Source organism: Soehngenia saccharolytica DSM 12858 (genome assembly GCF_059568515.1).
In genome coordinates this window covers 26,121-46,808 of the sequence record NZ_JCANTN010000004.1, presented here as the reverse complement: position 1 = coordinate 46,808, position 20,688 = coordinate 26,121, and the positions used below count along the sequence as shown (strand labels likewise).

At 35.3% G+C, this 20,688-nt stretch carries 19 protein-coding genes; 5 read left to right on the top strand and 14 right to left on the bottom strand.

Translation table 11 applies throughout. From position 1 onward, the window contains the following. Window positions 1–116 precede the first annotated feature (116 nt). Window positions 117–359, bottom strand: a complete 243-nt coding sequence (locus BO51_RS01970; RefSeq protein WP_496483459.1) for a hypothetical protein — start codon at window positions 357–359, stop codon at window positions 117–119. A 273-nt stretch (window positions 360–632) separates the two neighbouring features. Between BO51_RS01970 and BO51_RS01965 the strand changes: the two genes are divergently transcribed. The 4 genes from BO51_RS01965 (at window position 633) to BO51_RS01950 (ending at window position 4,287) form a co-directional block, all read left to right on the top strand. Beyond that, window positions 633–1,301 (top strand): TetR/AcrR family transcriptional regulator, encoded by a 669-nt coding sequence (locus tag BO51_RS01965; RefSeq protein ID WP_496483457.1) that lies wholly within the window; start codon window positions 633–635, stop codon window positions 1,299–1,301. A 134-nt stretch (window positions 1,302–1,435) separates the two neighbouring features. Continuing rightward, window positions 1,436–3,301, top strand: a complete 1,866-nt coding sequence (locus tag BO51_RS01960) for an aldehyde ferredoxin oxidoreductase family protein (protein WP_496483455.1) — start codon at window positions 1,436–1,438, stop codon at window positions 3,299–3,301. Continuing rightward, window positions 3,302–3,541 (top strand): MoaD/ThiS family protein, encoded by a 240-nt coding sequence (locus tag BO51_RS01955; RefSeq protein ID WP_496483453.1) that lies wholly within the window; start codon window positions 3,302–3,304, stop codon window positions 3,539–3,541. Window positions 3,542–3,603: 62 nt separating this feature from the next. Next, window positions 3,604–4,287 carry a HesA/MoeB/ThiF family protein gene (locus tag BO51_RS01950; RefSeq protein WP_496483451.1) on the top strand — a complete coding sequence of 228 codons (684 nt, stop codon included), beginning with the start codon at window positions 3,604–3,606 and terminating at the stop codon, window positions 4,285–4,287. Here the strand turns inward: BO51_RS01950 and fdhD are convergent, their stop codons facing one another. From fdhD to BO51_RS01920, 6 genes are read right to left on the bottom strand one after another with little or no spacing between them, the layout of a single operon-like run. Next, entirely contained in the window at window positions 4,288–5,094 is an 807-nt protein-coding gene (fdhD, locus tag BO51_RS01945; RefSeq protein WP_496483449.1) for a formate dehydrogenase accessory sulfurtransferase FdhD, read from the bottom strand. Next, on the bottom strand, window positions 5,075–5,692 hold the full coding sequence (locus tag BO51_RS01940; protein WP_496483447.1) for a molybdenum cofactor guanylyltransferase: 618 nt from the start codon (window positions 5,690–5,692) through the stop codon (window positions 5,075–5,077). Before BO51_RS01940 ends, fdhD begins: the two co-directional genes overlap by 20 nt. After that, entirely contained in the window at window positions 5,673–6,164 is a 492-nt protein-coding gene (locus BO51_RS01935; RefSeq protein WP_496483445.1) for a MogA/MoaB family molybdenum cofactor biosynthesis protein, read from the bottom strand. The genes BO51_RS01940 and BO51_RS01935 overlap by 20 nt, the downstream gene beginning before the upstream one ends. Beyond that, window positions 6,157–8,853, bottom strand: a complete 2,697-nt coding sequence (gene fdhF, locus BO51_RS01930; RefSeq protein WP_496483443.1) for a formate dehydrogenase subunit alpha — start codon at window positions 8,851–8,853, stop codon at window positions 6,157–6,159. Before fdhF ends, BO51_RS01935 begins: the two co-directional genes overlap by 8 nt. Before the next feature lie 9 nt (window positions 8,854–8,862). Next, a complete protein-coding gene (locus BO51_RS01925; RefSeq protein WP_496483441.1) occupies window positions 8,863–10,449 on the bottom strand; it encodes an NADH-ubiquinone oxidoreductase-F iron-sulfur binding region domain-containing protein in 1,587 nt (528 codons plus the stop codon). Between the two features lie 9 nt (window positions 10,450–10,458). Further along, window positions 10,459–10,944, bottom strand: coding sequence for an NADH-quinone oxidoreductase subunit NuoE family protein (locus tag BO51_RS01920; protein ID WP_496483439.1), 486 nt, complete (start codon window positions 10,942–10,944; stop codon window positions 10,459–10,461). A gap of 119 nt (window positions 10,945–11,063) precedes the next feature. Between BO51_RS01920 and BO51_RS01915 the strand changes: the two genes are divergently transcribed. Then, window positions 11,064–11,336, top strand: a complete 273-nt coding sequence (locus BO51_RS01915; RefSeq protein ID WP_496483437.1) for a DUF1294 domain-containing protein — start codon at window positions 11,064–11,066, stop codon at window positions 11,334–11,336. Here the strand turns inward: BO51_RS01915 and BO51_RS01910 are convergent. The 7 genes from BO51_RS01910 to hcp all read right to left on the bottom strand — a co-directional run bounded on the left by BO51_RS01910 (window position 11,329) and on the right by hcp (window position 20,648). After that, window positions 11,329–12,087 carry an alpha/beta hydrolase family protein gene (locus BO51_RS01910; RefSeq protein ID WP_496483435.1) on the bottom strand — a complete coding sequence of 253 codons (759 nt, stop codon included), beginning with the start codon at window positions 12,085–12,087 and terminating at the stop codon, window positions 11,329–11,331. The genes BO51_RS01915 and BO51_RS01910 overlap by 8 nt on opposite strands. An 18-nt stretch (window positions 12,088–12,105) precedes the next feature. Beyond that, window positions 12,106–12,783 carry a uracil-DNA glycosylase gene (locus BO51_RS01905; RefSeq protein WP_496483433.1) on the bottom strand — a complete coding sequence of 226 codons (678 nt, stop codon included), beginning with the start codon at window positions 12,781–12,783 and terminating at the stop codon, window positions 12,106–12,108. Between the two features lie 5 nt (window positions 12,784–12,788). Continuing rightward, window positions 12,789–14,114: a glutathionylspermidine synthase family protein gene (locus BO51_RS01900; RefSeq protein ID WP_496483431.1), complete on the bottom strand. Its 1,326-nt coding sequence runs from the start codon at window positions 14,112–14,114 to the stop codon at window positions 12,789–12,791. Next, a complete protein-coding gene (locus BO51_RS01895) occupies window positions 14,111–15,409 on the bottom strand; it encodes a glutamate--cysteine ligase (protein ID WP_496483429.1) in 1,299 nt (432 codons plus the stop codon). Before BO51_RS01895 ends, BO51_RS01900 begins: the two co-directional genes overlap by 4 nt. 2 nt (window positions 15,410–15,411) lie before the next feature. Next, window positions 15,412–16,599, bottom strand: coding sequence for a cation diffusion facilitator family transporter (locus tag BO51_RS01890; protein ID WP_496483427.1), 1,188 nt, complete (start codon window positions 16,597–16,599; stop codon window positions 15,412–15,414). Between the two features lie 110 nt (window positions 16,600–16,709). Beyond that, window positions 16,710–18,893, bottom strand: coding sequence for a LysM peptidoglycan-binding domain-containing protein (locus BO51_RS01885; protein WP_496483425.1), 2,184 nt, complete (start codon window positions 18,891–18,893; stop codon window positions 16,710–16,712). A gap of 105 nt (window positions 18,894–18,998) precedes the next feature. Beyond that, window positions 18,999–20,648, bottom strand: coding sequence for a hydroxylamine reductase (gene hcp / locus BO51_RS01880; protein WP_463261165.1), 1,650 nt, complete (start codon window positions 20,646–20,648; stop codon window positions 18,999–19,001). Window positions 20,649–20,688: the final 40 nt, after the last annotated feature.

Here is a 20,688-nt window from a genome sequence, read left to right as displayed (position 1 = left end):
TTACGGTAGTAATTTCAGATGCTTAAATTAAAAAATAGGGGAATATCATGATTTATCTAAATGTTTATAAATTAGATTTATCACTCAAAACATTTAAATTCCAATCATTAAAGAGTCTATTCTTTTTCTAACAATTTATAAAATAATTCACAAACGAATTTCACCCATACTAGAATAACAATAGGTAATAAGTATTTCGTATAAAAAATATATATATCCATAGAAAGTTGGCTTCCGTTTTGGTCAATGCTATAGCTTCCTAAATATATGAATGTATATAAAAGTACAAAACTTAATACAAGCAAAGCTGAACATATAGTTCTATTAGTAAACGTACCAAATCCAAATACTCTTTTCATAAAAACCTCCTTATGTTCATCTACAAATTCAACAATAGCCATATTCCCCTAATAGATTTTTATCGAAATAGATTTATTAGAATTTTCAGTAAAAATCTTAATATAGGAATATCACATTATATTAGGCTTGTCAATCTTTTGTAAATAATTGATATTGTAAATTACTGTTAGGAAATGATTAATTGACACTATCTTATCCAATATACAAATAGACAGTTTTATTAAAATTGTTTATACTAAAATAGATAGTAATTCAATATGGTGGTGGTTGAAATGGATCGTGCTGCAATACAAAGAGATAATATATTAAAAAATTCATACAGATTATTTAAAGAAAAGGGTTTTAAGAATACCACTACTAGAGAGATTGCAACTACGTCACAAATAAATAAAGGTCTTTTACATTATTATTACAATCAAAAAGAGGATATCGTCATAGAAATGTATGAAGATGTTTTAGATGCATTATATAACTATGTTGAAAAAAATTATAAAGATGAAGTAAAAGGCTACACTTATCTAGCACTCTTAAATATACTCTTTTATAAGACTATGACATCAACTGATGAGAGCTTGAATTTCTTAACAGAGATGATGTCAAGTAGAGAATTGACAAAAGTGAAAACCGAAAAATATATAGATTCTTATTACAAAATTATCGAATATGATAACCTTTCAATCACAAGATATCAGATGTTATTAGCTTTAACTGTTGCAGTTGGAGCAGAGTCTGAACTACTTCTAAGCATAAGGGAAGGCAAAATCAAAATGACTTATGAAAAGTTAGCAACTACTGTAAATAAGCTCTTGTTTACAATGCTAAAAGTTGATGAAGCTCAAATAAAAGAAATCAATGAAGAAGCTAAAAAAATTGCAAACGCTATAAAAATTGAGGAAGTAATATCTCATTTAAAAGAGAATTGTAAGTGGGCAAGGGAATGACCTTGCTCTTTTTTATTGTTTAATTTTAGGCAAGCCTAAATAATACTTGGTAAAGTTCTATAGTAGTAATATAATAAAGTTAACAGATTAGGCGTGACCAATTATAGTTTTTAAACCTGAAAGGAGAGATGAAAATGCTCTATGGATATGCAGGAAAAATGTTATTTATCGACTTATCTACTGGAGAGATTGAAGAAAGAGAGACTCCAAAAGAACTTGCTGAAAACTTCATCGGAGGCTATGGTTTTGGCGCTAAAATTCTTTACGATATGATGAAGCCCGGTACAGATCCACTCGGCCCAGACAGTGTGATAGGGTTTATAACCGGGCCTGCAAGTGCTACAAAAGCTTGGTTTGGAGGCAGATATACTGTCGTAAATAAATCCCCTATAACTGGTGGGTGGAATGATGCAAATTCAGGTGGTTTCTTTGGTCCCGAATTAAAGAAAGCAGGATATGATGCTTTATTCGTCAAGGGAATATCTCCAAAACCAGTGTATATTTACATCAACGATGGAAAAGTAGAAATAAGAGATGCCTCTCATCTTTGGGGTATGGATACTAAAAAAGTGTGGGAAGCGCTAAAAGAAGAGACAAATGAACCAAAATTAAGAGTTACTGCTATTGGTCCTGCAGGAGAGAGAGTTTCATTGATTTCATGTCCTATAAACGATGGGCATCGTGCTCCAGCTAGAGGTGGAACTGGTCCAATAATGGGTTCTAAAAAATTGAAGGCTATAGCAGTAAGAGGAACTAAAGATATCCCAGTAGCTCACCCAGATAAAGTATTGGAAATCAACAAAAAAGTAACTGAGGCAATGAAAAACAGTCAAATGGCTCAAGCATTTGGCACTTATGGAACAGGTGTAGGTACTCCTGCTTCAGCACTAAACGGAGATTCTCCTGTTAAAAACTGGGCTGGTGTAGGTGTGATTGACTTTGGAGAAGAAAAGGCAGAAAAATTAGGTTCAATCGCGCTCGATAGATACAAGACAAAGAAATACAACTGTGCTAGTTGCCCACTTGGTTGTGGCGCAGAATACGAAGTCAACGATGGAAGATGGCCATTAGGGCCAACCGAAAGACCTGAATACGAAACTGCTGCTGCGTTTGGAAGCACTATGCTCTGTGGAGAACCTGACGCAATGTTAAAATGCAATGAAATCTGCAACAGATATGGTTTTGACACAATTTCAGCCGGTATGACTATAGCATGGGCAATGGAATGCTATGAAAGAGGTATACTATCAAAAGAGGACTTAGATGGCATTGAATTGACATGGGGAAATGGAGAGGCAATAGTAAAAATAATGGAGAAAATGGCTAATGGTGATGGTTGCGGTGCGATCTTAGCTCAAGGTTCTGCATATGCTGCAAATTACTGGAATAAAGGCAAAGAATATTTACAAACCGCTTCTGGTATTGAACTCCCAATGCATGACCCACGGCATTCTCCCGGTTTAGCTAGAACATATAAATACGACCCAACTCCTGGTAGACACGTAAAAGGCGGCATTGGTGGAGCTCAAATGCTAGCACCAATTAGTGAAGAAAATTTCATCTTTGAAGGCACTGGTCCAATGGATTTAAGTATGACAGTTTTTACAGAGGTATTAAATGCATCTAGCATGTGCTATTTCAGCACACTTTGCGCACCACCAGAGACAGTTTATGAGTACATTGCTGCTATAACAGGTATGAACTTTGATCAGCAAGCAGCATTTAATGCAGGACTTAGAATATTTATGATGAGATATGCATTTAATTTAAGAGAAGGTATAAAACCAAAGGATATGACTCTAACAAAGAGAGCAATTGGAGATCCTCCACTTGAAGCTGGGCCATTAAAGGGATATACTGTAGATGTAGAAAAGTTAGGTCAAAATTTCTTTAAGGAAGCTGGAATCGATTTTGATACTGGTTTGCCAGATAAAGCTGTCTTAAAAAGACTTGGATATTTAGATGAAGTGATAAAAGATATTTACGGAGAAGATAAATAGATGATAGTAAAACTAAAATATATGGGCGTTGTCCATGATGGAATGCCTGATGTATTGGAATTAGAAGAAGGCGCAACTGTGAAAACTCTTAAAAATGCCCTCAAGGATGCATCTTCAATTGATATAAAGCCAATCATAGCTAATGCGTCTTTTATAGTGAACAATGTATACGCAGATGAAGACACGATATTGGAGGACAACTCTCAAGTTATTGTGCTAACACCTCTTGGTGGAGGTTAAAAAATCAAGTATAAGCTCATCAATTGATGAGCTTATACTATAATCTAATTAGGAGTGTAATTATGGAAAGATACCTTAGGAATATGAATATGCTTTCACTGGAAGAGAATGAAAGCTTGGGTAAATATAAAGTCTGTGTAATCGGTTGCGGTGGTTTAGGCGGTTATGTAATAGAAATGCTCGCTCGCCTTGGCATAGGTACAATAAGTGCAGTAGATGGTGATATATTCGAAGCCACTAACTTAAACAGGCAACTATTTTCAACTGTGAGTAATTTAGGTCAAAATAAAGCTCTAGCAGCTAAACTCAGAGTAAGCAAAATCAATCCTTTAGTCAAAGTAAATAGCGTTAGTACAAATATCACAGAAGATAATTACCAAGATATCTTAAAAGGTCATGATGTGATTGTCGATGCAGTTGATGACATAAAGACGAGGTTTTTAATTCAAGATTTTGCAAGAGAGTTAAATATTCCTATGGTACATGGTGCTATATCTGGCTGGTATGGACAAGTTTCAACTATTATGCCAAATGACAATACTTTAAATCTAATCTACAAAAGAGCCGAAAGTGTAGAAAACAAGTTAGGCAACCCTTCTTTCACACCTGCTTTGGTAGCGGCTGTAGAAGTAAGCGAAGTTTTAAAGATATTGATTAAAAGAGGAGAAATTCTCAGACATAAGCTCCTCTTAATCGACACTTACACTCAATCCTACACTGTTGTTGATTTAGAAAACAATCAATAATTATTGTATTATCTTGTCAAAATTTGTGTACACATTTAATCTTTTACCCCTCACGAATCCTACTAATGTGATGTTCAAAGCTCTAGCCAATTCTATTGCATATGATGTTGGAGCAGAATGGGAAACTACCACAGGTATTGCTCTTTTTGAAGTCTTTGCGATCAATTCATGAGATATTCTGCCGGATGTAAGGAGGATTTTGTCGCTATAATCGACTTTGTCTAAATCTGCTCTGCCGAGCACTTTGTCTATTGCATTGTGCCTGCCGATGTCTTCATAAAAATACAATATGTCTTGTGCGTTTGCCAAACCCGCAGAATGCACACCCCCTGTTTCAATAAACAGCTTGGAGCTCTTGTTGAATTTATCCATGAGCAGAAATATGTCAGAAGCTTTAATTGAAAAATCATTATTGATTTTTTTGCTCTTTATAGAATCAATTACATTGTGAAATATAGGTGCATTTCCACAGCCTGAACTTATCAATCTCTTGTTCAATAGAGATTGTTTTAATGTTTTATCTTCATAAGTAGTCGCTCTCGCCTCAAGAGTTCTCTCGTATATTTTTATGTCTATTATCTCATCGATTGTATTTATAATGCCTTCTGAAATCAAAAATCCAACTGTCAATTCATAGAGGAAATCTGGACTAATCATCAATGTGGCAATTTCTATGTCATTGACAAAAATAGTGAAAGGCTTTTCAACAGCTACAAAGTCATTCTCTAAAGAAGTTAAATTGTCTTTTATCTTAATTATTTCGACTTCTCTTTTTGTAGTTAAATCATCAAACTCTGAAACTCTCATATATTTTCAAATCCTCTTTTGTGTTTAAGTTTAAAAACATACTCCAATCAGGACTCATTCTCAATGCTTTTTTATAGGATATATACGTGGTGTCCACTGTTTCAAGCAGAGTCTTTATATCCCTTTTATTTCCCTTGAGATACGTTTCTATTGGTTTTATCAAATCTTTAGAATAGAATCCGTTGAATGGTTCTATGCCTATTCTAGCTTTTGTAACCACGGCATAGCTCTGCTTTCTCTTAATTAAATCCATCATATAGCGAATGTAATCTAAATTCACTATTGGCATATCACAAGCTATAAGATATGAGTATTTGGATTTGGATTCTTTTAGTCCAATGTGAATACCTGAAAGAGGGCCTTTATCTTTTATCTCATCGCTTACAACTCTTATATATTCTTTGTCATATTCATTTGGTTTGTTTGTAACTATTAAAAAATCATCAAATATAGGTGATAATTTTTCTATGAGCAGGTCAATATTCGATTTATCTTCTAATTTTAAAAATTGCTTGTCAAACCCCATCCTCATGCTTTTACCACCTGCAAGTATTATCGCAGTTTTAAATAAATCAATCTCATTCCCTTGCACATTCACTCGCCCTTCCCGTCAAAATCTCCAATCCATGTGGCAAAGCTTCTAAGATCACTTCCAGCGACTCTTCAACAGCTCTCGGGCTTCCAGGAAGATTTATGATCAATGTGTCATTTCTAATTCCGCTTACAGCTCTGGAAAGCATTGCATGAGGTGTTTTTTCAAGGCTTTTATTTAAAATAGCATAGCTGATTCCCAAAGCCAGTCTATCCACTACTTCTAAAGTGGCTTCAGGTGTTACATCTCTTTTGCTAAATCCAGTGCCGCCTGTGGTTAATATCAATTCCACTTTGAGTTCATCCGCCATGTAAATGAGTTCGGTTTTAATGTCTTCCTTGTCATCTTGGACAATAACAGTCCTCACTACTTCGAAACCATTTTTCTCTATGATTTCCTTAATCAGTTTTCCCGACAAATCTTCTCTCAAGCCTTTTGAGCCTTTGTCGCTGGCTGTCAAAATCCCTACTTTAAACATGGTCCTCCTCCTTCAACTTTTCTATGCTTACCGCAGATACTTTCAATTCCGGTATCTTTGCTATCTCATCAACAAAAGTATTCGTCAAGTAATTAGCTTGCCCATCTGTAAAATGAAATGGCATAAACAAGACATCTCTATCTATCGTATTCACTACTTTTGCCCTCGTTATGATCTCGCCTCTTCTCGATTTAACTCTTACTTTATCCCCGTTTTGTATAGACAATCTGTTGGCAGTTTCATCGTTTATTTCTATATATGAACTTCCTGCTATCTCATTTAGTCCTTCTTCTCTCCCAGTCATAGTTCTGGTGTGATAGTGATAAAGAATTCTGCCTGTGGTCAAGATGAATGGATACTCGTCATCTGGAGTTTCTCTGCTTTTCACGTATTCGACAGGCATGAATAGACCCTTGCCTCTAGAAATTTTATCTTTGTGCAAGAATTTAGTTCCTGTGTCGTCTTTGTCTTTGCATGGCCATTGTATGCCATTTGCATCTATCTTTTCATAGTTGATTCCACTGTATTGAGGAGTTAGCGAACTTATTTCTTTCATGATTTCCTTTGGTTCAGTGTATTTCTTTTCATAGCCCAAAGTGTTCATTATCTCCATGATTATCTGCCAATCCGGCTTTGCTAATCCATTTTCTTTTACCGCTTTTCTCACCCTTTGAACTCTTCTTTCAGTATTAGTAAAAGTGCCGTCTTTCTGTGCAAAAGAAACCGCTGGCAGCACTAAATCTGCATATTCGCAAGTTTCAGTAAAAAATATATCTTGAACTATCAAAAAGTCAACTTTTTTTAGCGCACTGATCACATGATTTGTGTCAGGGTCAGATACAACCGGATTTTCTCCCATGATGTATAAAAATTTGATTTTTTCTTCCTCTATAAGCTTGAACATCTCTGTGATGGTTGCCCCGACTCTGTCAGAAAGTTTTGTGCTCCATGCTCTTTCAAATTTTTCGAGACTTTCTCTATGAAAAATCTTCTGATATCCCGTCAAATCTGCAGGTGTTGCCCCCATGTCGCTTGCGCCCTGAACATTGTTCTGCCCTCTCAATGGGTTTATTCCAGCATTTTCTTTGCCAATATTTCCACATAAAAGCGCTAAATTTGACAAGCTCATAACTGCATGTGTTCCAGTAGAATGTTGAGTAACCCCCATAGTATAGTAAATCCCTGCATTTGGAGAGTTAGCATAGATCAAAGCAGCCTTTATGATCAAGTCCTTATCCACTCCACAAATCTCGGCACTTCTCTCAGGTGGGTAATTTTTGACAAGCCTTGCCAATTCTTCAAAGTTCTCGCAATTCTTATTTATATATTCTTCGTCATAGAGTTTATTTTCAATTATCACATTCATCATGCCGTTTATGAGGGCGATATTTGTGCCAGGTTTAAGCTGTAGATGAACGTCTGCGAATCTTGAAAGCTCAATCTCCCTTGGATCTGCGACAATCAATTTTGCTCCCTTTTTAACTGCTTGTTTTATAAAAGCGCCTATGACAGGATGTGTTTCAGTAGTATTTGAACCTATCACAAATATTGTGTCGTTGTTCTTTATCTCTGCGATGCTATTAGTCATCGCGCCTGTTCCGAGTGTAGTTGCAAGCCCTGCAACTGTTGAAGAATGTCAGAGCCTTGCGCAGTGGTCTATATTGTTCGTCTTTAATACTGCTCTGAAAAGCTTCTGAAATAGGTAATTCTCTTCATTTGTACATCTTGCTGAACTAAGTCCTGCGAAAGAATCAGGCCCATTTTCTTCCATGTATTTATCTACTTTTTCTTTGATTATCTCATATGCCCTATCCCATGATATTTCTTTAAATACTCCATCTTCTTTTAACAATGGTGTATTTAACCTATCGGGGTGATTTATGAAGTTAAATGAAAACTTGCCTTTAACGCATAATAATCCCTCATTCACAGCGTCTTTGACAGGTTCTACCCCCACTACTTTATCGTCTTTGACGAGCAGATTGATCTGGCAGCCTACGCCACAAAATGCGCAAGTAGTTTTAACTTTTTTTACTTCCCACGCTCTAAACTTCTCTTTAGATTTTGGCATCAGTGCTCCAGTGGGACATGCTGAAACGCAATTGCCACATGATACGCAGTTTGAGTTGATCAACCCATCATTGAATGGAGTGCCGATTATAGTATCAAACCCACGATTTACAAAGTCTATTGCGCCTGTAACTTGAAGTCTTGAACAAACTCTTACGCACAGCCCACATAAAATGCATTTTTGGGCATCGTATATGTAAAAGGGGTTTGTATCGTCAATGTATGGATCCCTTGTTTTCCCAGAGTGAGTTCTAAACTTTACACCGTATTCATAAGCATAATCTTGAAGTAGACAGCTTCCTGCCTTTTCACAAATCAGGCAGTCATTTGGGTGATTGTCAAGTAGTAGCCCCAATATATCTTTTCTGGCTTCTATAACTCTATCAGTTTTAGTATGTACGACCATTCCCTCTCTTACTTTTGTAGAGCAAGCTGTCTGAAGTTTTCTATTTCCTTCAATTTCTACTATGCACATTCTACAGGCGCCAAAAATATCTAGCCTTTCATCATAGCAGAGCTTGGGAATGTCTATTCCAGCCAATTCAGCTGCTTGTATCACTGTGAGAGAACTGTCGACCTCAATTTCTTTATTATCTATAGTAAGTTTTACAGTTTTCATGATTTCCTCCTAGTAAATCTCTACAGCTTTTATGGGTTTTACAGGGCAAACCTCATAGCAGCTTCCGCATTTTATACATTTTTCAATATCTATGCTGTGTTTAGCTTTGAGCTCACCTTGGATTGCGTCTACTGGGCAATTTTTCTTGCATATAGTGCAGCCTATGCATCTATCTGATATCCTATAAGTTATCAATGCTTTGCAGCTCTTTGCAGGACACTTTTTATCAACTATATGTGCAAGATATTCGTCCTTGTAGTATTTTAAAGTAGTTATAACTGGATTTGGAGCTGTTTGCCCAAGCCCGCATAAAGATGTATCGCTCACCACATGCGCAAGCCTTTCTAGTTCTTCTAAATCTTCCATATCAGCTTTTCCTTCAGTTATGAGCTCTAATATTTCATACATTCTTCGAGTTCCCTCTCTACAAGGAATGCACTTTCCGCATGATTCATCTACGCTAAACTCCAAAAAGTATTTGGCTATGTCTATCATGCAGGTGCTTTCATCCATTACAACCATACCGCCAGATCCCATGATAGACCCAATGCTAGCTAATGATTCAAAATCAACCGCAACGTCTAAATACTCTTTAGGTATACAGCCTCCTGATGGTCCGCCAGTCTGAACAGCTTTGTACTCTTTGTTGTTCTGACATCCTCCGCCTATATCAAACACTATGTCTCTCAATTTAGTACCCATAGGCACTTCAACCAATCCTGCATTTTCTATTTTGCCTACTAGAGAAAACACTTTTGTGCCAGTGGATTTTTCTGTTCCTATGCTTCTAAACCAATCAGCGCCATTCAATATGATTGGCGGGACGTTTGCAAAAGTTTCAACATTGTTTATTATCGTAGGCTTCCCCCACAACCCCACATGTGCAGTCCTCTGCAATTTAGGTCTAGGCATACCTCTATGGCCTTCAATCGACTCTATAAGCGCAGTGCCCTCTCCACATACAAACGCGCCTGAACCAAGCCTCAATTCAATGTCAAAATTAAATCCCATTCCAAATATATCTTCGCCTAAAAGGCCCTTTTCTTTAGCTTGAGCTATAGCGTGTTTTAAAGTTTTTACTGCTTGAGGATACTCAGCTCTTACGTATATAAAGCCCTTGTTTGCTCCTATTGCATAGCCTCCTATAGCCATGCCTTCCAATACGCTGTGCGGATCTTTTTCCAAAATCGACCTATCCATAAAAGCGCCGGGATCTCCCTCGTCAGCATTGCAAATTATGTATTTTTGATCTGCATCAAATGAAAAAGCCTCCTCCCATTTCTTCCCTGTTGGAAATCCTGCTCCTCCTCTACCTCGAAGCAGTGAATTTTTCATTGTTTCAACAACTTCACTTTGGGAAAGGCTGCTCAAAGCTTTGTATAAAGAGAAATAGCCGTCAAACGCTATGTATTCCTCAATGTCGAAGGGATTTATAATGTCGCAATTTCTAAGGGCTATGCGCAGTTGATTTTTGTAGTAATCTCCCTTTAAAACAACTCTTTCTCCTCTTAATTCAACAACATCATCTCTAAGCAATTTCTCTACAATCTCAGGCTTTTTCTCATCTCTAATTTTGACAAGTCTATCTCTATACATGACACACCTCTATCTATAATCATCGAGTATTTTCTTGACATCTTTCTTTTTTACCAAAGGGAATATGTCTGAATTAATCATCACCACAGGTGCCTTTGAACAATCTCCCAAGCACCTAGCCTGTCCAATTGAAAATTTTAAATCGCTCGTGGTTTCTCCCTGTTTTATGCCTAGCTCCTTTTCGAATTCCTCCAATATAGCCTGTGCTCCTTTTACATAGCAAGCGGTGCCTAGGCATACATTTATTTGGTTTTCACCCTTCGGTATAAACGAGAATTGAGAATAAAAAGTTGCCACTCCGTAAATCTCTGCCAGAGGTATATTCAACTCGTCGCTAATTATTTTTAAAACTTCCTTTGGAAGATAGTTGAAAAGTTCTTGAGCTCTTTGTAAAGCTGGCATAAGAGCACCATTGTTCTTTTTGATTTCCGATAGAAAAGCTTTGAATTCTTTTACTGAAATTTCATTTTTGTCTAGATCAAATTTATATTCCATTGCACCCACCTAAATTTGCTAATATTTTAAATTTACACTATAATAAATTTTGATACTTGTCAATGTAAAAAAACAACAATTGATTAAATTTTTATAAAATTCTGTGGAGTGTGAACAATTTGTCAAATTATTTTTATGCTTTATTGATCTATATCATCGCTGTAAATATATATGCTTTTTATCTATTTGGCAAAGATAAGAAACTATCAAAAACAAACAAATGGAGAGTTAGTGAAAATAGGCTTTTATTTGTGGGCTTTGTTGGCGGTTCATTAGGTGGAATTTTGGGAATGAAACATTTTTCTCATAAAACAAAAAAGAGGAAGTTTACAATTCTCATTCCTCTTTTTTTAGCGTTGCATTTATTTTTATTTTACAAGTTTATTATATAAATAATTCTAGCCATTCTGCTGATTTCTCGAGCATATTAACTGTGAAGTGATGATTAAGCCTAGGGTAACTTATAAATTCTATTAGCTCTTTATTTTTGTATAGCTCTTTTGCTTTTTCATAAAATTTTCTTTGAGGATTTATGTCCACTACGCTATCTGCTTCTCCATGCAGCAAAAGGAGAGGCCTATCCAAAAGGTTTTCTATATTTCTAGCTGGATCGTTTTTTTCTATATCCCGTTCTACTTCTGCAAATTTCTCATCGTCTTCAATATGTAGAGCTTTTTTAAACATTTGATTGCTTTCAGAGTAATTGCAAGAGCCGTTTACAATTATAGCTGTTTTTAGCTCTCTATCTTTTGCAAATATTCCACTTGATGTAAATCCTCCCATTGAATGCCCCATGACCGCCATTCTGTTCGGATCTGCACCCAATTTATCTATTGAATATTCTTTAATGATGTCATATTCTTCAATGTTATTCAAAACTATTCTCCAAAAAACCCCTTCGTAAACTTCCTTTTCATAATCTATCTTTCCTCTATCGCCATGATATAGACAGTCGGGTACTATCACTTGATAACCTAGGGATGCTAAAATTTGCGCTCTAAATCTTTGATTATCTTTGCTTGAAGCAAATCCATGATAAAAGATTATCGTCGGAATGTCGTTTCTTATTGATTCTGGTTTAAGTACAAGTGCTGGAATTTGGTCAATTAATATTTTTTCTTCTCTTATTGCAAAATTTATCATTTGTTCCTCCTAAATGTTCTATATATCCTCTATTTCCCAGTCTATGGGTTCTAGCCCATTCTTCATTAAAAAATCATTTGTCTTTGAAAAAGGTCTTGATCCAAAGAATCCTCTTGCTGCTGAAAAAGGACTTGGGTGAGGCGATTTTATAATCAAGTGATTTTTATTTGTAATCAGGCTCTGTTTTGATATGGCATTGTTGCCCCAGAGTAAAAACACGACAGGAGTTTGCTTATCATTTATAATTTGAATGACCCTATCTGTGAATATTTCCCAGCCCAGTCCTTTATGCGAATTAGGCTGCCCCTTTCGCACAGTTAAAACAGTGTTTAATAAAAGAACTCCTTCTCTTGCCCATTTTTCAAGGTTTCCATGATTGGGTATCTCATATCCTAAATCAGATTTAAGTTCTTTATATATGTTCATCAGCGATGGAGGTATGGGTACTCCTTTTTTAACGCTAAAGCTCAATCCGTGAGCTTGATTTTCTCCATGATATGGGTCTTGCCCTAAAATGACAACTTTGACGTCTTTGTAGGCTGTATAGTGTAGTGCGTTGAAAATGCTGTACATATCAGGGTATACTGTGTAATTGCGGTATTCTTCTATTAAGATTTTTCTCAGTTTAATATAATAATCTTTTTCAAACTCTTCCTCTAATAAATTCTGCCAATCATTTTTCAATATCTGTTTCATTCTAATCACCTGACTTTTTTTGCAATTACATTCGCGGCGGTGTAATAGTCTTTTACGCCTGAAATTAAATTATTCTCGCTTACTCTTGTATACATTCCTGCATATTTTCTATTGTATAAAAAAACACCAACTAAATACTTTAAAGTTTTACTTTTCAATCCACTTTCATAGACTAAGAATTCTCTTTCGTAAGGTTCTACAAATTCCTGGTAGATATAATTTTTATCAAAAGCTTTTTCTAAATTTTTTCCCCAAGACAATTCGTCTAGATCCCTTCCTATGCTTACGCCCTGCGAAGCATTCATATCCATTGGCTTTATGACGTACTTGTCTTTATTTGCTAGCACTTCTTTAAACACATCCTCATCTCCACCAAATATGTCAGTATAAGGTATATGTTTTTTAATAAATTCCATTTCAGTTTCATTCAACAAAAATTTCATGTCCGCGTCATGCAAGACCTTGAAAAATATCTTATTGTGCGCGACTTGGCTTCTTAACGAGCCTATCGTTACCACATTTCCATCTCGATATGCCTTTATAAATTCCTCTGCCTCATTGAATTTTTCAATCAATTCAAATGTGACAATTCTCCTGTATATTAAATCTATTCTCGTGTTTTCGTAGTATAGTTTATTATCACAATATACTAAATCCCTTGGGTCTACTATGAAAGCTTTTAATCCGCGTCTTTCATAGGCTTTTTTAAACTCTATGAATTCATAAGTTGTGGCACTCTCTTTAAAATCGACTATTGCCACATTTGGATTTCCTTCTCTAAATTTGGATTTCTCATATAATTTTAAGCTCTCATCTACCCACTTGTCTATCAATTCCCTATTTATCAATTCATACCCATTTTTAAAGTCTTTCATGGCTTTTGATTCGAGCAATATTCTGCCTATAGTGTTGTCTTCGTTCATAGCCGATGAGCCATCTGTGTTTAACTCGCAGAATTTGAAATTGTCCTCATCTTTGTAAAACATGTCAAATCTAGCTATGGGAATATTTACACCATAGGGGTTTTCTAAAAGAATAAGCTCTTCAATCTCTTTTGGAAATAAAAATCTCTTTCTAAATTCAGCATTTTTGATGTATTCGTCAGTTACTTTATCGCAAATTTGCATCATGTATTCCATGATTTTTTTTATTTCCACTTCTTCTGATTCTGAATAGAACATAGGATTGTAAGTGAAAGGAACGGGTTTACCCTTGTATATTGCTGACGAATTCCTAACTCTTTCAGCTGTCAAATGGTAATCCTTTTCATAAGAATCCTTATCTCTACATACCATTTCGATAAAACTCTTGTTTATATCTTCTCCAGTCATACTGCGTCACCCTTTACTATAGCCCACCTTAAAGCGTCTAATTTATTTGAATTTTCATAAAGCCTTTTTGTCTTCTCATATGGATTAAGCTCATTATAACACAAATTATTAAGTGGCTCTAAATATATTCTTTCGCTTTCGTCAAGTCCATCATAGGCTAACTTCAATAATCCTTTCGCTATATCTATGATTTTGTATTCGCCATATGTGCTGAAAAGGCCATTTTTTATGATCTCTTCTTTGGCTTTTTCCACTTCTTTCAAGCTGATTTTTTTAAGTTTTTCATATAGGTAGTCTAAGTTTCTCTGATTGTAGAACAATCCTTCTATCAATGCCAAAGTGCTTAGAGCAAGCTCAAACGGCACTGAATCCATCATTCTTATCTCGATATAGGTTTTCGTTCTCACATCAGGAAAAAACATGCTAAAAATATGCTTTATTTCATCATATGTCAAGTTGTCTTCATCTATTATCTCAAGCGTCTTTTTATCTAAAGTCTTTATGATTTCTCCATTTCTTACTGTAAATATGGGAGGTCTATTTAAAATGTAATTTGCATAATCTTGATACTTAAAGTCGTCATCTAGACTTCCAACTACAATGCCCGTCCTATCATCATCGCAATTTTCCCAAATCAAAGCGCGAGTACAGTGGTTTTCCGTTGGCTTTCCTTCAAATATAAATGCATTTTCAAAGATTGCAAACAATATCGGTGAGAGCGCATTGCTAACTCTCATTTTTTTAGCATAGTCAGCTTCATCTGTATAATCTATAGAAACTTGAGTTGCCGCTGTGCCTTTCATCATATTGTGTGCGTACTTTCCCTTTGAGTTGAAATAATCATACATTATATTGTATCTTTCCTTGGGAATTAACTTTATTTCATCTATCCTTGTGACAGGATGATATCCTAAGTTTATTAAAGTTTGATTTTTCTCTGTGAGAATTGGCAAAAACTCATTTACAAAGTCTTTATAAATTTGTTCAATTCTCATAATAGAATTGTTCTTTTCAATACTTATCTCAAGCTGGCTCCCAGGCTCCAATGTGATATAATAATCGTCTTTATCCACTTCTATTATATGTCCATTTTCTTTAACGATATTTTTGGCATTTTTAGAGAATTCTTCCAGGCTCGATTCTACACCATCTTCTCCATAGTATGAGACTGTTCTCAAATCATCTTTATATACCACAAAATGTTCTATTTCCAGTCCTAGTTTTAAATCATTCTCTTCTTTTTCACCTGATCTTATATATTCTGCAAATCTTTTTACTAGATTTGTTTCTGTCAAAATTATCCCCTCGTTCCATCAAAGTCAACATCTATTATAACTTTGGCCCTAAGACCATTTGATACAGTTTCTATACTTTTTTCAATTTCCTCTTTGATCTTTTCAGCTATTTCTTCCTTGTCAACTTTTTCTCCATTAATAACCACATGTAGTTCAATGTACTTTCCATTTTCATCTTCTAAGACCCTAAAGTCATGCATGGATTCGACTCTATCGTCTTTTTTGATTATGTCTTTTACATTTTTTCTCAGCTCATATCTTTCTTTAGTCTCTTTTTCGAGCGGATCCATGTGAATAACTAGAGAAATATTGTACTTCTCTCCTAATTCTCTTTCTGCTTTGTCAATTACATTGTGTATTGTTATTACATCTATATCTCCGGGAAATTCAACATCTACTGTACCCATGTATTTGCCTTCTCCATATGAATGGATCAAAAGATCATGAGCTCCAGTAATGTAATCATATTTTTTTAAATCTTCATATATGCTCTCAACCATTTCACGAGAAGGCGCTTCTCCAATTAATGGGCCTATTGTGTATTTTATAAGCCCAATGCCTTGGTATATGATAAAGAAAGAAACTATAAGACCTACAATTCCATCAATTGGAAATGTAGTGACTTGGGACAACACAATGGACAATACAACCACACTTGTGATGAGTACATCGCCTAAAGCATCAGCGGCGGTAGCTTTTAACCCAGTCGAATTTATTTTTTCACCCAATTTCTTGTTGAATATAGAAAGCCATACTTTCGAAAATATTGAAATAATCAGTATAGTAAATGTAATGATTTCAAATTCAACAGGTTTAGGATTCCTGATTCTGTCTATTGAAGAAGTAGTGAATTGAAGTCCGACCAATATGACCATAAATGATACAATCAATGCCGCTATGTATTCTACTCTGCCATGACCATATGGATGCTCTTTGTCAGCAGGTGAATTTGATATTTTAAAACCTATCAATGTAGTTATAGAAGAAGCTGAATCGGCAAGGTTATTTACACCATCTGCTAGTACGCTTATCGAAGATATTATTAATCCAATGATTATCTTGATAACCGACAGCATAACATTTATGACCACTCCTACAAGTCCCGCAAGATAACCTACTCTCTGTCTTACAAAAGGATCTTGATAGTTGTTGTTACCTTTTAGCACTTTCTTTAAAAGCCAATCTGTCATGATCTTTCCTCCTGAAATTATTTATTTTAATAATATACCCAAGTAATACAAAATAAAACCCCGTTAGGGGCTCTATTTTGTATTATAACATTTAATTGACTAAAGAGTAGCTATTTTTTTATTATCAACTTTTGATTTGGGTAAATTAGGTTTGGATTAGCTAAATTATTGTATTTTGCTAATTCTTTCCAGTCAACACCATATTTAAGTGCAATCTCTGAAAGCGTATCGCCTGATTTAACAGTATAAGTTATTTCATCTACTTCAGTATCATCAGCCGAAGTTGGTATCAATAACTTTTGATTTGGATAGATTAAATTTGGATTTGACAATTCGTTTAATTCAGCTATCTTTTTCCAGTCCACTCCTGTTTTTTGACCTATTTTGTAAAGTGTATCTCCCGATTTAACTACATAAATTTCATTTTGAGGTTGTTGTGGTTCTTCTGGTTCTGTTGGATTTTGTGGCTCTTCAGGTTCGTATGGTTCTACTTCAATTCCATATTCTTTTAATACTTCATCAGGTATCAATCCTTTTTTAATCATATCATCTGCATTTATAGCTGCTGAGTTGAAGCTCCTTCCATCTTCCGATACTGGCAGTGACAATCTGCCTGCTTTGATTTCTTCAATTAAATAAGGTCTGAGAGGATGGTTCAAATCAGCTCCGATTATCTCCCAGTTATTGTCTACTTTAGGTTCAAGTGGAGAATTTTCTCTTATATAATCCGCAATATAGCTTCTCAAAGATTTTGGATCTGATTCAAAGTATGGTTCTCCACTGATGATTCCCATGCTCTTAAGTCCGCCATATCTGTAATTATTTATTGCCAATTTAAATTTGTCTGTATCTTTTACTGTCTTGCCATTGAATTTTAAATCAACAATCCTCTGACCGACTGGTTTACTTATATCCACTTTATAGTCCACGCCTTGGAACATGTCGTAATTATAACCTCTTATGTTTGGATTAAAACTTATATTGATATCTCCAGGCTTAAAGGTGTTGTAATAAGAAGCGGACCATTCCATATAATCTTTTAATTCCTTGCCAGTTATTTCTATTCCAACCAAAGTGTTTGGATACTTGTATATCTCAAATATATTTGCGTATGTGACATTGCCTTTTCTTAAATTGGAATTTTGGCTGAATAACGCAGCAGCTGCAATATCAGCTCCTGTAGCTTCCAATTGAACATTGTTTATTAAGTCAATAACTGCAGTATCTCTAATTTGAGCCTCTGGTATCCCAGGAATTTCTGATGGAGGTGCGAAATCTTGAGTTACAGTGCCAATGACTTCTTTTAAAAATTCCAATGTTCTTTCATGATAAGGTTTGGCATAGTTTATTAATTCTTCATCAGCCTTGTAGTCTTTAACACTTATCACATTCACATTCTTATCAACTATTACAAACTCGCCATTTTCTTCCTTTACTTCAAAATCGAATCTCACTACTTCAGCGCCGGCATTTTTTGCGGCTCCCACTAAAGTATCGTTTACTAGTGTGTTTTGAGTAACATGGGCATGTCCTGTTAATACAGCGTCTATTTCAGGGTATTTCTCGATCAATTCCATAGCGCCGTCGCCAGTAGAAGCGTATTCTTCTTCCAATCCTGTATGGGTTGAAACTATAATGATGTCAACACCTTGCTGTTTCATCTCTTCAATGTACTTTCCAGCTGTATCAACTGGTTTTGAGAATTCTAAATTAGTTACTTTTGGCCCATCCCACTTTGGAATGTTTGGATTTGTGAAACCAAGTATGCCGATTTTTACTCCATCAACTTCTTTTATTATATAAGGAGTTGCAAAATTGGAGGAATCAGCTTTGTTTTTAACATTTGCAGCCAAAATGGGAAATTCCGCTTCATCTTTAAGTTTAGAAATCAATTCTAAACCAAAATTGAATTCGTGGTTTCCTAATACCATAGCATCGTATCCCATGAAATTCATTACATCTATTACTGGATTTTTTAAGCTTAAATCGTTGTTGTATAAGTCGTCAGATAAAATAGTGCCTTGAATTGTGTCACCGTTGTCTATTAACAAAGTGTTGGGATTTTCTTCCCTTACTTGTTTGACTACGGAATATACTTTAGTCATTCCTAGGTTGTCTAAATCCTTGCCATCTTCATATGAGTAGTTGTATATGTTCGCATGTAAGTCAGTTGTTCCCAGTACTGTAATCTTTATTGTTTCCCCTGCTGCATTTGAACTAACCGGAAATGTAAAAATAGATAATACAAGAGCTAAAGCGGACAACAATCCAATTAATCTTTTACTTTTATACATAAACCTACCTCCTTAAAATTTTAGATGCATTTAATATATGCCCATACTGGATAAAGTTAACCACATAAATTAAAGAACCGATACAAATTATCGGTTCTTTTATTGTTAAGCTAGAAAGTATTCTAAGTCGCTTTCTACATCTTTTATTGTGCCAATGCCAAAATTGTCTACTAGCACTTTCGCTACATTTGGTGATAAAAATGCAGGTAAGGTTGGTCCTAAGTGAATGTTTTTAACACCTAAACTCAATAATGCGAGCAGCACTATTACAGCTTTTTGTTCATACCATGCGATATTGTATGCAATAGGCAATTCATTAATATCGTTTAGTTCAAATATTTCCTTTAACTTAAGTGCTATAAGAGCTAATGAATAACTGTCATTGCATTGACCTGCATCTAATACTCTTGGTATTCCATTTATATCGCCTAAGTTTAACTTGTTGTATCTGTATTTAGCGCATCCTGCGGTAAGTATGACTGTGTCTTTAGGAAGTGCTTGCGCAAAATCAGTGTAGTAGTTTCTGCTTTTCATTCTACCGTCGCAACCTGCCATTACAAAGAATTTCTTAATATCTCCATTTTTGACTGCTTCTACGATTTTATCTGCAAGAGCGAATACTTGTGCATGTGCAAAGCCACCCACTATTTTTCCTGTTTCTATTTCAGTAGGTGCAGGAAGTCTTTTTGCATGTTCTATTATTTCACTGAAATCTTTTGGCTTCCCACCTTTTCTGTCTGGAATATGTTTAAATCCTGGATATCCAGAGCTGCCTGTTGTATATACTCTGTCCTTATATGATTCTTTAGGTGGAGTTATACAGTTTGTAGTAAATAGTATAGGGCCATTGAATTTTTCAAATTCTTCATTTTGCTTCCACCAAGCATTGCCGTAATTCCCAACAAAATTATCGTACTTTTTAAATGCGGGATAATAGTTTGCTGGAAGCATTTCACTATGAGTATATACATCTACTCCAGTTCCTTGAGTTTGAATTAGCAATTCCTCTAAATCTTTTAAGTCATGGCCTGATACAAGTATAGCCGGATTATTTCTCACACCTATATTTACTTCTGTTATTTCAGGGTTCCCATAGGTAGTTGTATTGGCTTCATCTAATAAAGCCATAGTCTTAACTCCATATTCTCCTGTTTCTAAAGTGAGTTTCACTAGATCGTCTACTGTTAAACTATCATCTGTTATCATACTCAACGCTTTTCTCATGAATTTAGGTATGTCCTTATTTTCAAAACCTAGATTGTGTGCATGCTCATAGTATGCCGCCATGCCTTTAACTCCATAAGTTATTAACTCTCTAAGAGATCTTACATCTTCGTCTTTTGTGCTAAGTACGCCCACTTCGTCTGAAGTTGCTTTGTATATTATGTCTTCATCAGTATTTACTCTAAATTTAGCATAATCCGATAAATTGCTTAAATCAACGCCTTTTTCCAAAAGCGCTCTCTCGATTTCCTCTCTTTTCAATAGAGCTTCTCTAATCTTTTTTAAAAATCTTTCTCGATCAAAGTTAGCATTTGTTATTGTCATAAACAATCCATCTACTATAAATCTATCGAGACCTTCAATTTCTAAACCTATTTCATCCGCCTTAGTAGCTAATTGAGAAATCCCTTTTAACGCATATATCATAAGGTCTTGAAGGTTTGCAACTTCGCTGGTCTTTCCACAAACTCCTACTTTCGTGCATCCAGTTCCCTTTGATGTTTCTTGACATTGAAAACAAAACATATCCATATTACCCCTCCTAATTCTTTATGCTTATATAATACCCTTT

Coding starts and splice junctions, on each gene's coding strand:
- BO51_RS01970 (WP_496483459.1), bottom strand. CDS start 359: ATGAAAAGAGTATTTGGATTTGGTACGTTTACTAATAGAACTATATGT.
- BO51_RS01965 (WP_496483457.1), top strand. CDS start 633: ATGGATCGTGCTGCAATACAAAGAGATAATATATTAAAAAATTCATAC.
- BO51_RS01960 (WP_496483455.1), top strand. CDS start 1,436: ATGCTCTATGGATATGCAGGAAAAATGTTATTTATCGACTTATCTACT.
- BO51_RS01955 (WP_496483453.1), top strand. CDS start 3,302: ATGATAGTAAAACTAAAATATATGGGCGTTGTCCATGATGGAATGCCT.
- BO51_RS01950 (WP_496483451.1), top strand. CDS start 3,604: ATGGAAAGATACCTTAGGAATATGAATATGCTTTCACTGGAAGAGAAT.
- fdhD (WP_496483449.1), bottom strand. CDS start 5,094: ATGAGAGTTTCAGAGTTTGATGATTTAACTACAAAAAGAGAAGTCGAA.
- BO51_RS01935 (WP_496483445.1), bottom strand. CDS start 6,164: ATGTTTAAAGTAGGGATTTTGACAGCCAGCGACAAAGGCTCAAAAGGC.
- BO51_RS01925 (WP_496483441.1), bottom strand. CDS start 10,449: ATGTATAGAGATAGACTTGTCAAAATTAGAGATGAGAAAAAGCCTGAG.
- BO51_RS01920 (WP_496483439.1), bottom strand. CDS start 10,944: ATGGAATATAAATTTGATCTAGACAAAAATGAAATTTCAGTAAAAGAA.
- BO51_RS01910 (WP_496483435.1), bottom strand. CDS start 12,087: ATGATAAATTTTGCAATAAGAGAAGAAAAAATATTAATTGACCAAATT.
- BO51_RS01905 (WP_496483433.1), bottom strand. CDS start 12,783: ATGAAACAGATATTGAAAAATGATTGGCAGAATTTATTAGAGGAAGAG.
- BO51_RS01900 (WP_496483431.1), bottom strand. CDS start 14,114: ATGACTGGAGAAGATATAAACAAGAGTTTTATCGAAATGGTATGTAGA.
- BO51_RS01890 (WP_496483427.1), bottom strand. CDS start 16,599: ATGACAGATTGGCTTTTAAAGAAAGTGCTAAAAGGTAACAACAACTAT.
- BO51_RS01885 (WP_496483425.1), bottom strand. CDS start 18,893: ATGTATAAAAGTAAAAGATTAATTGGATTGTTGTCCGCTTTAGCTCTT.
- hcp (WP_463261165.1), bottom strand. CDS start 20,648: ATGGATATGTTTTGTTTTCAATGTCAAGAAACATCAAAGGGAACTGGA.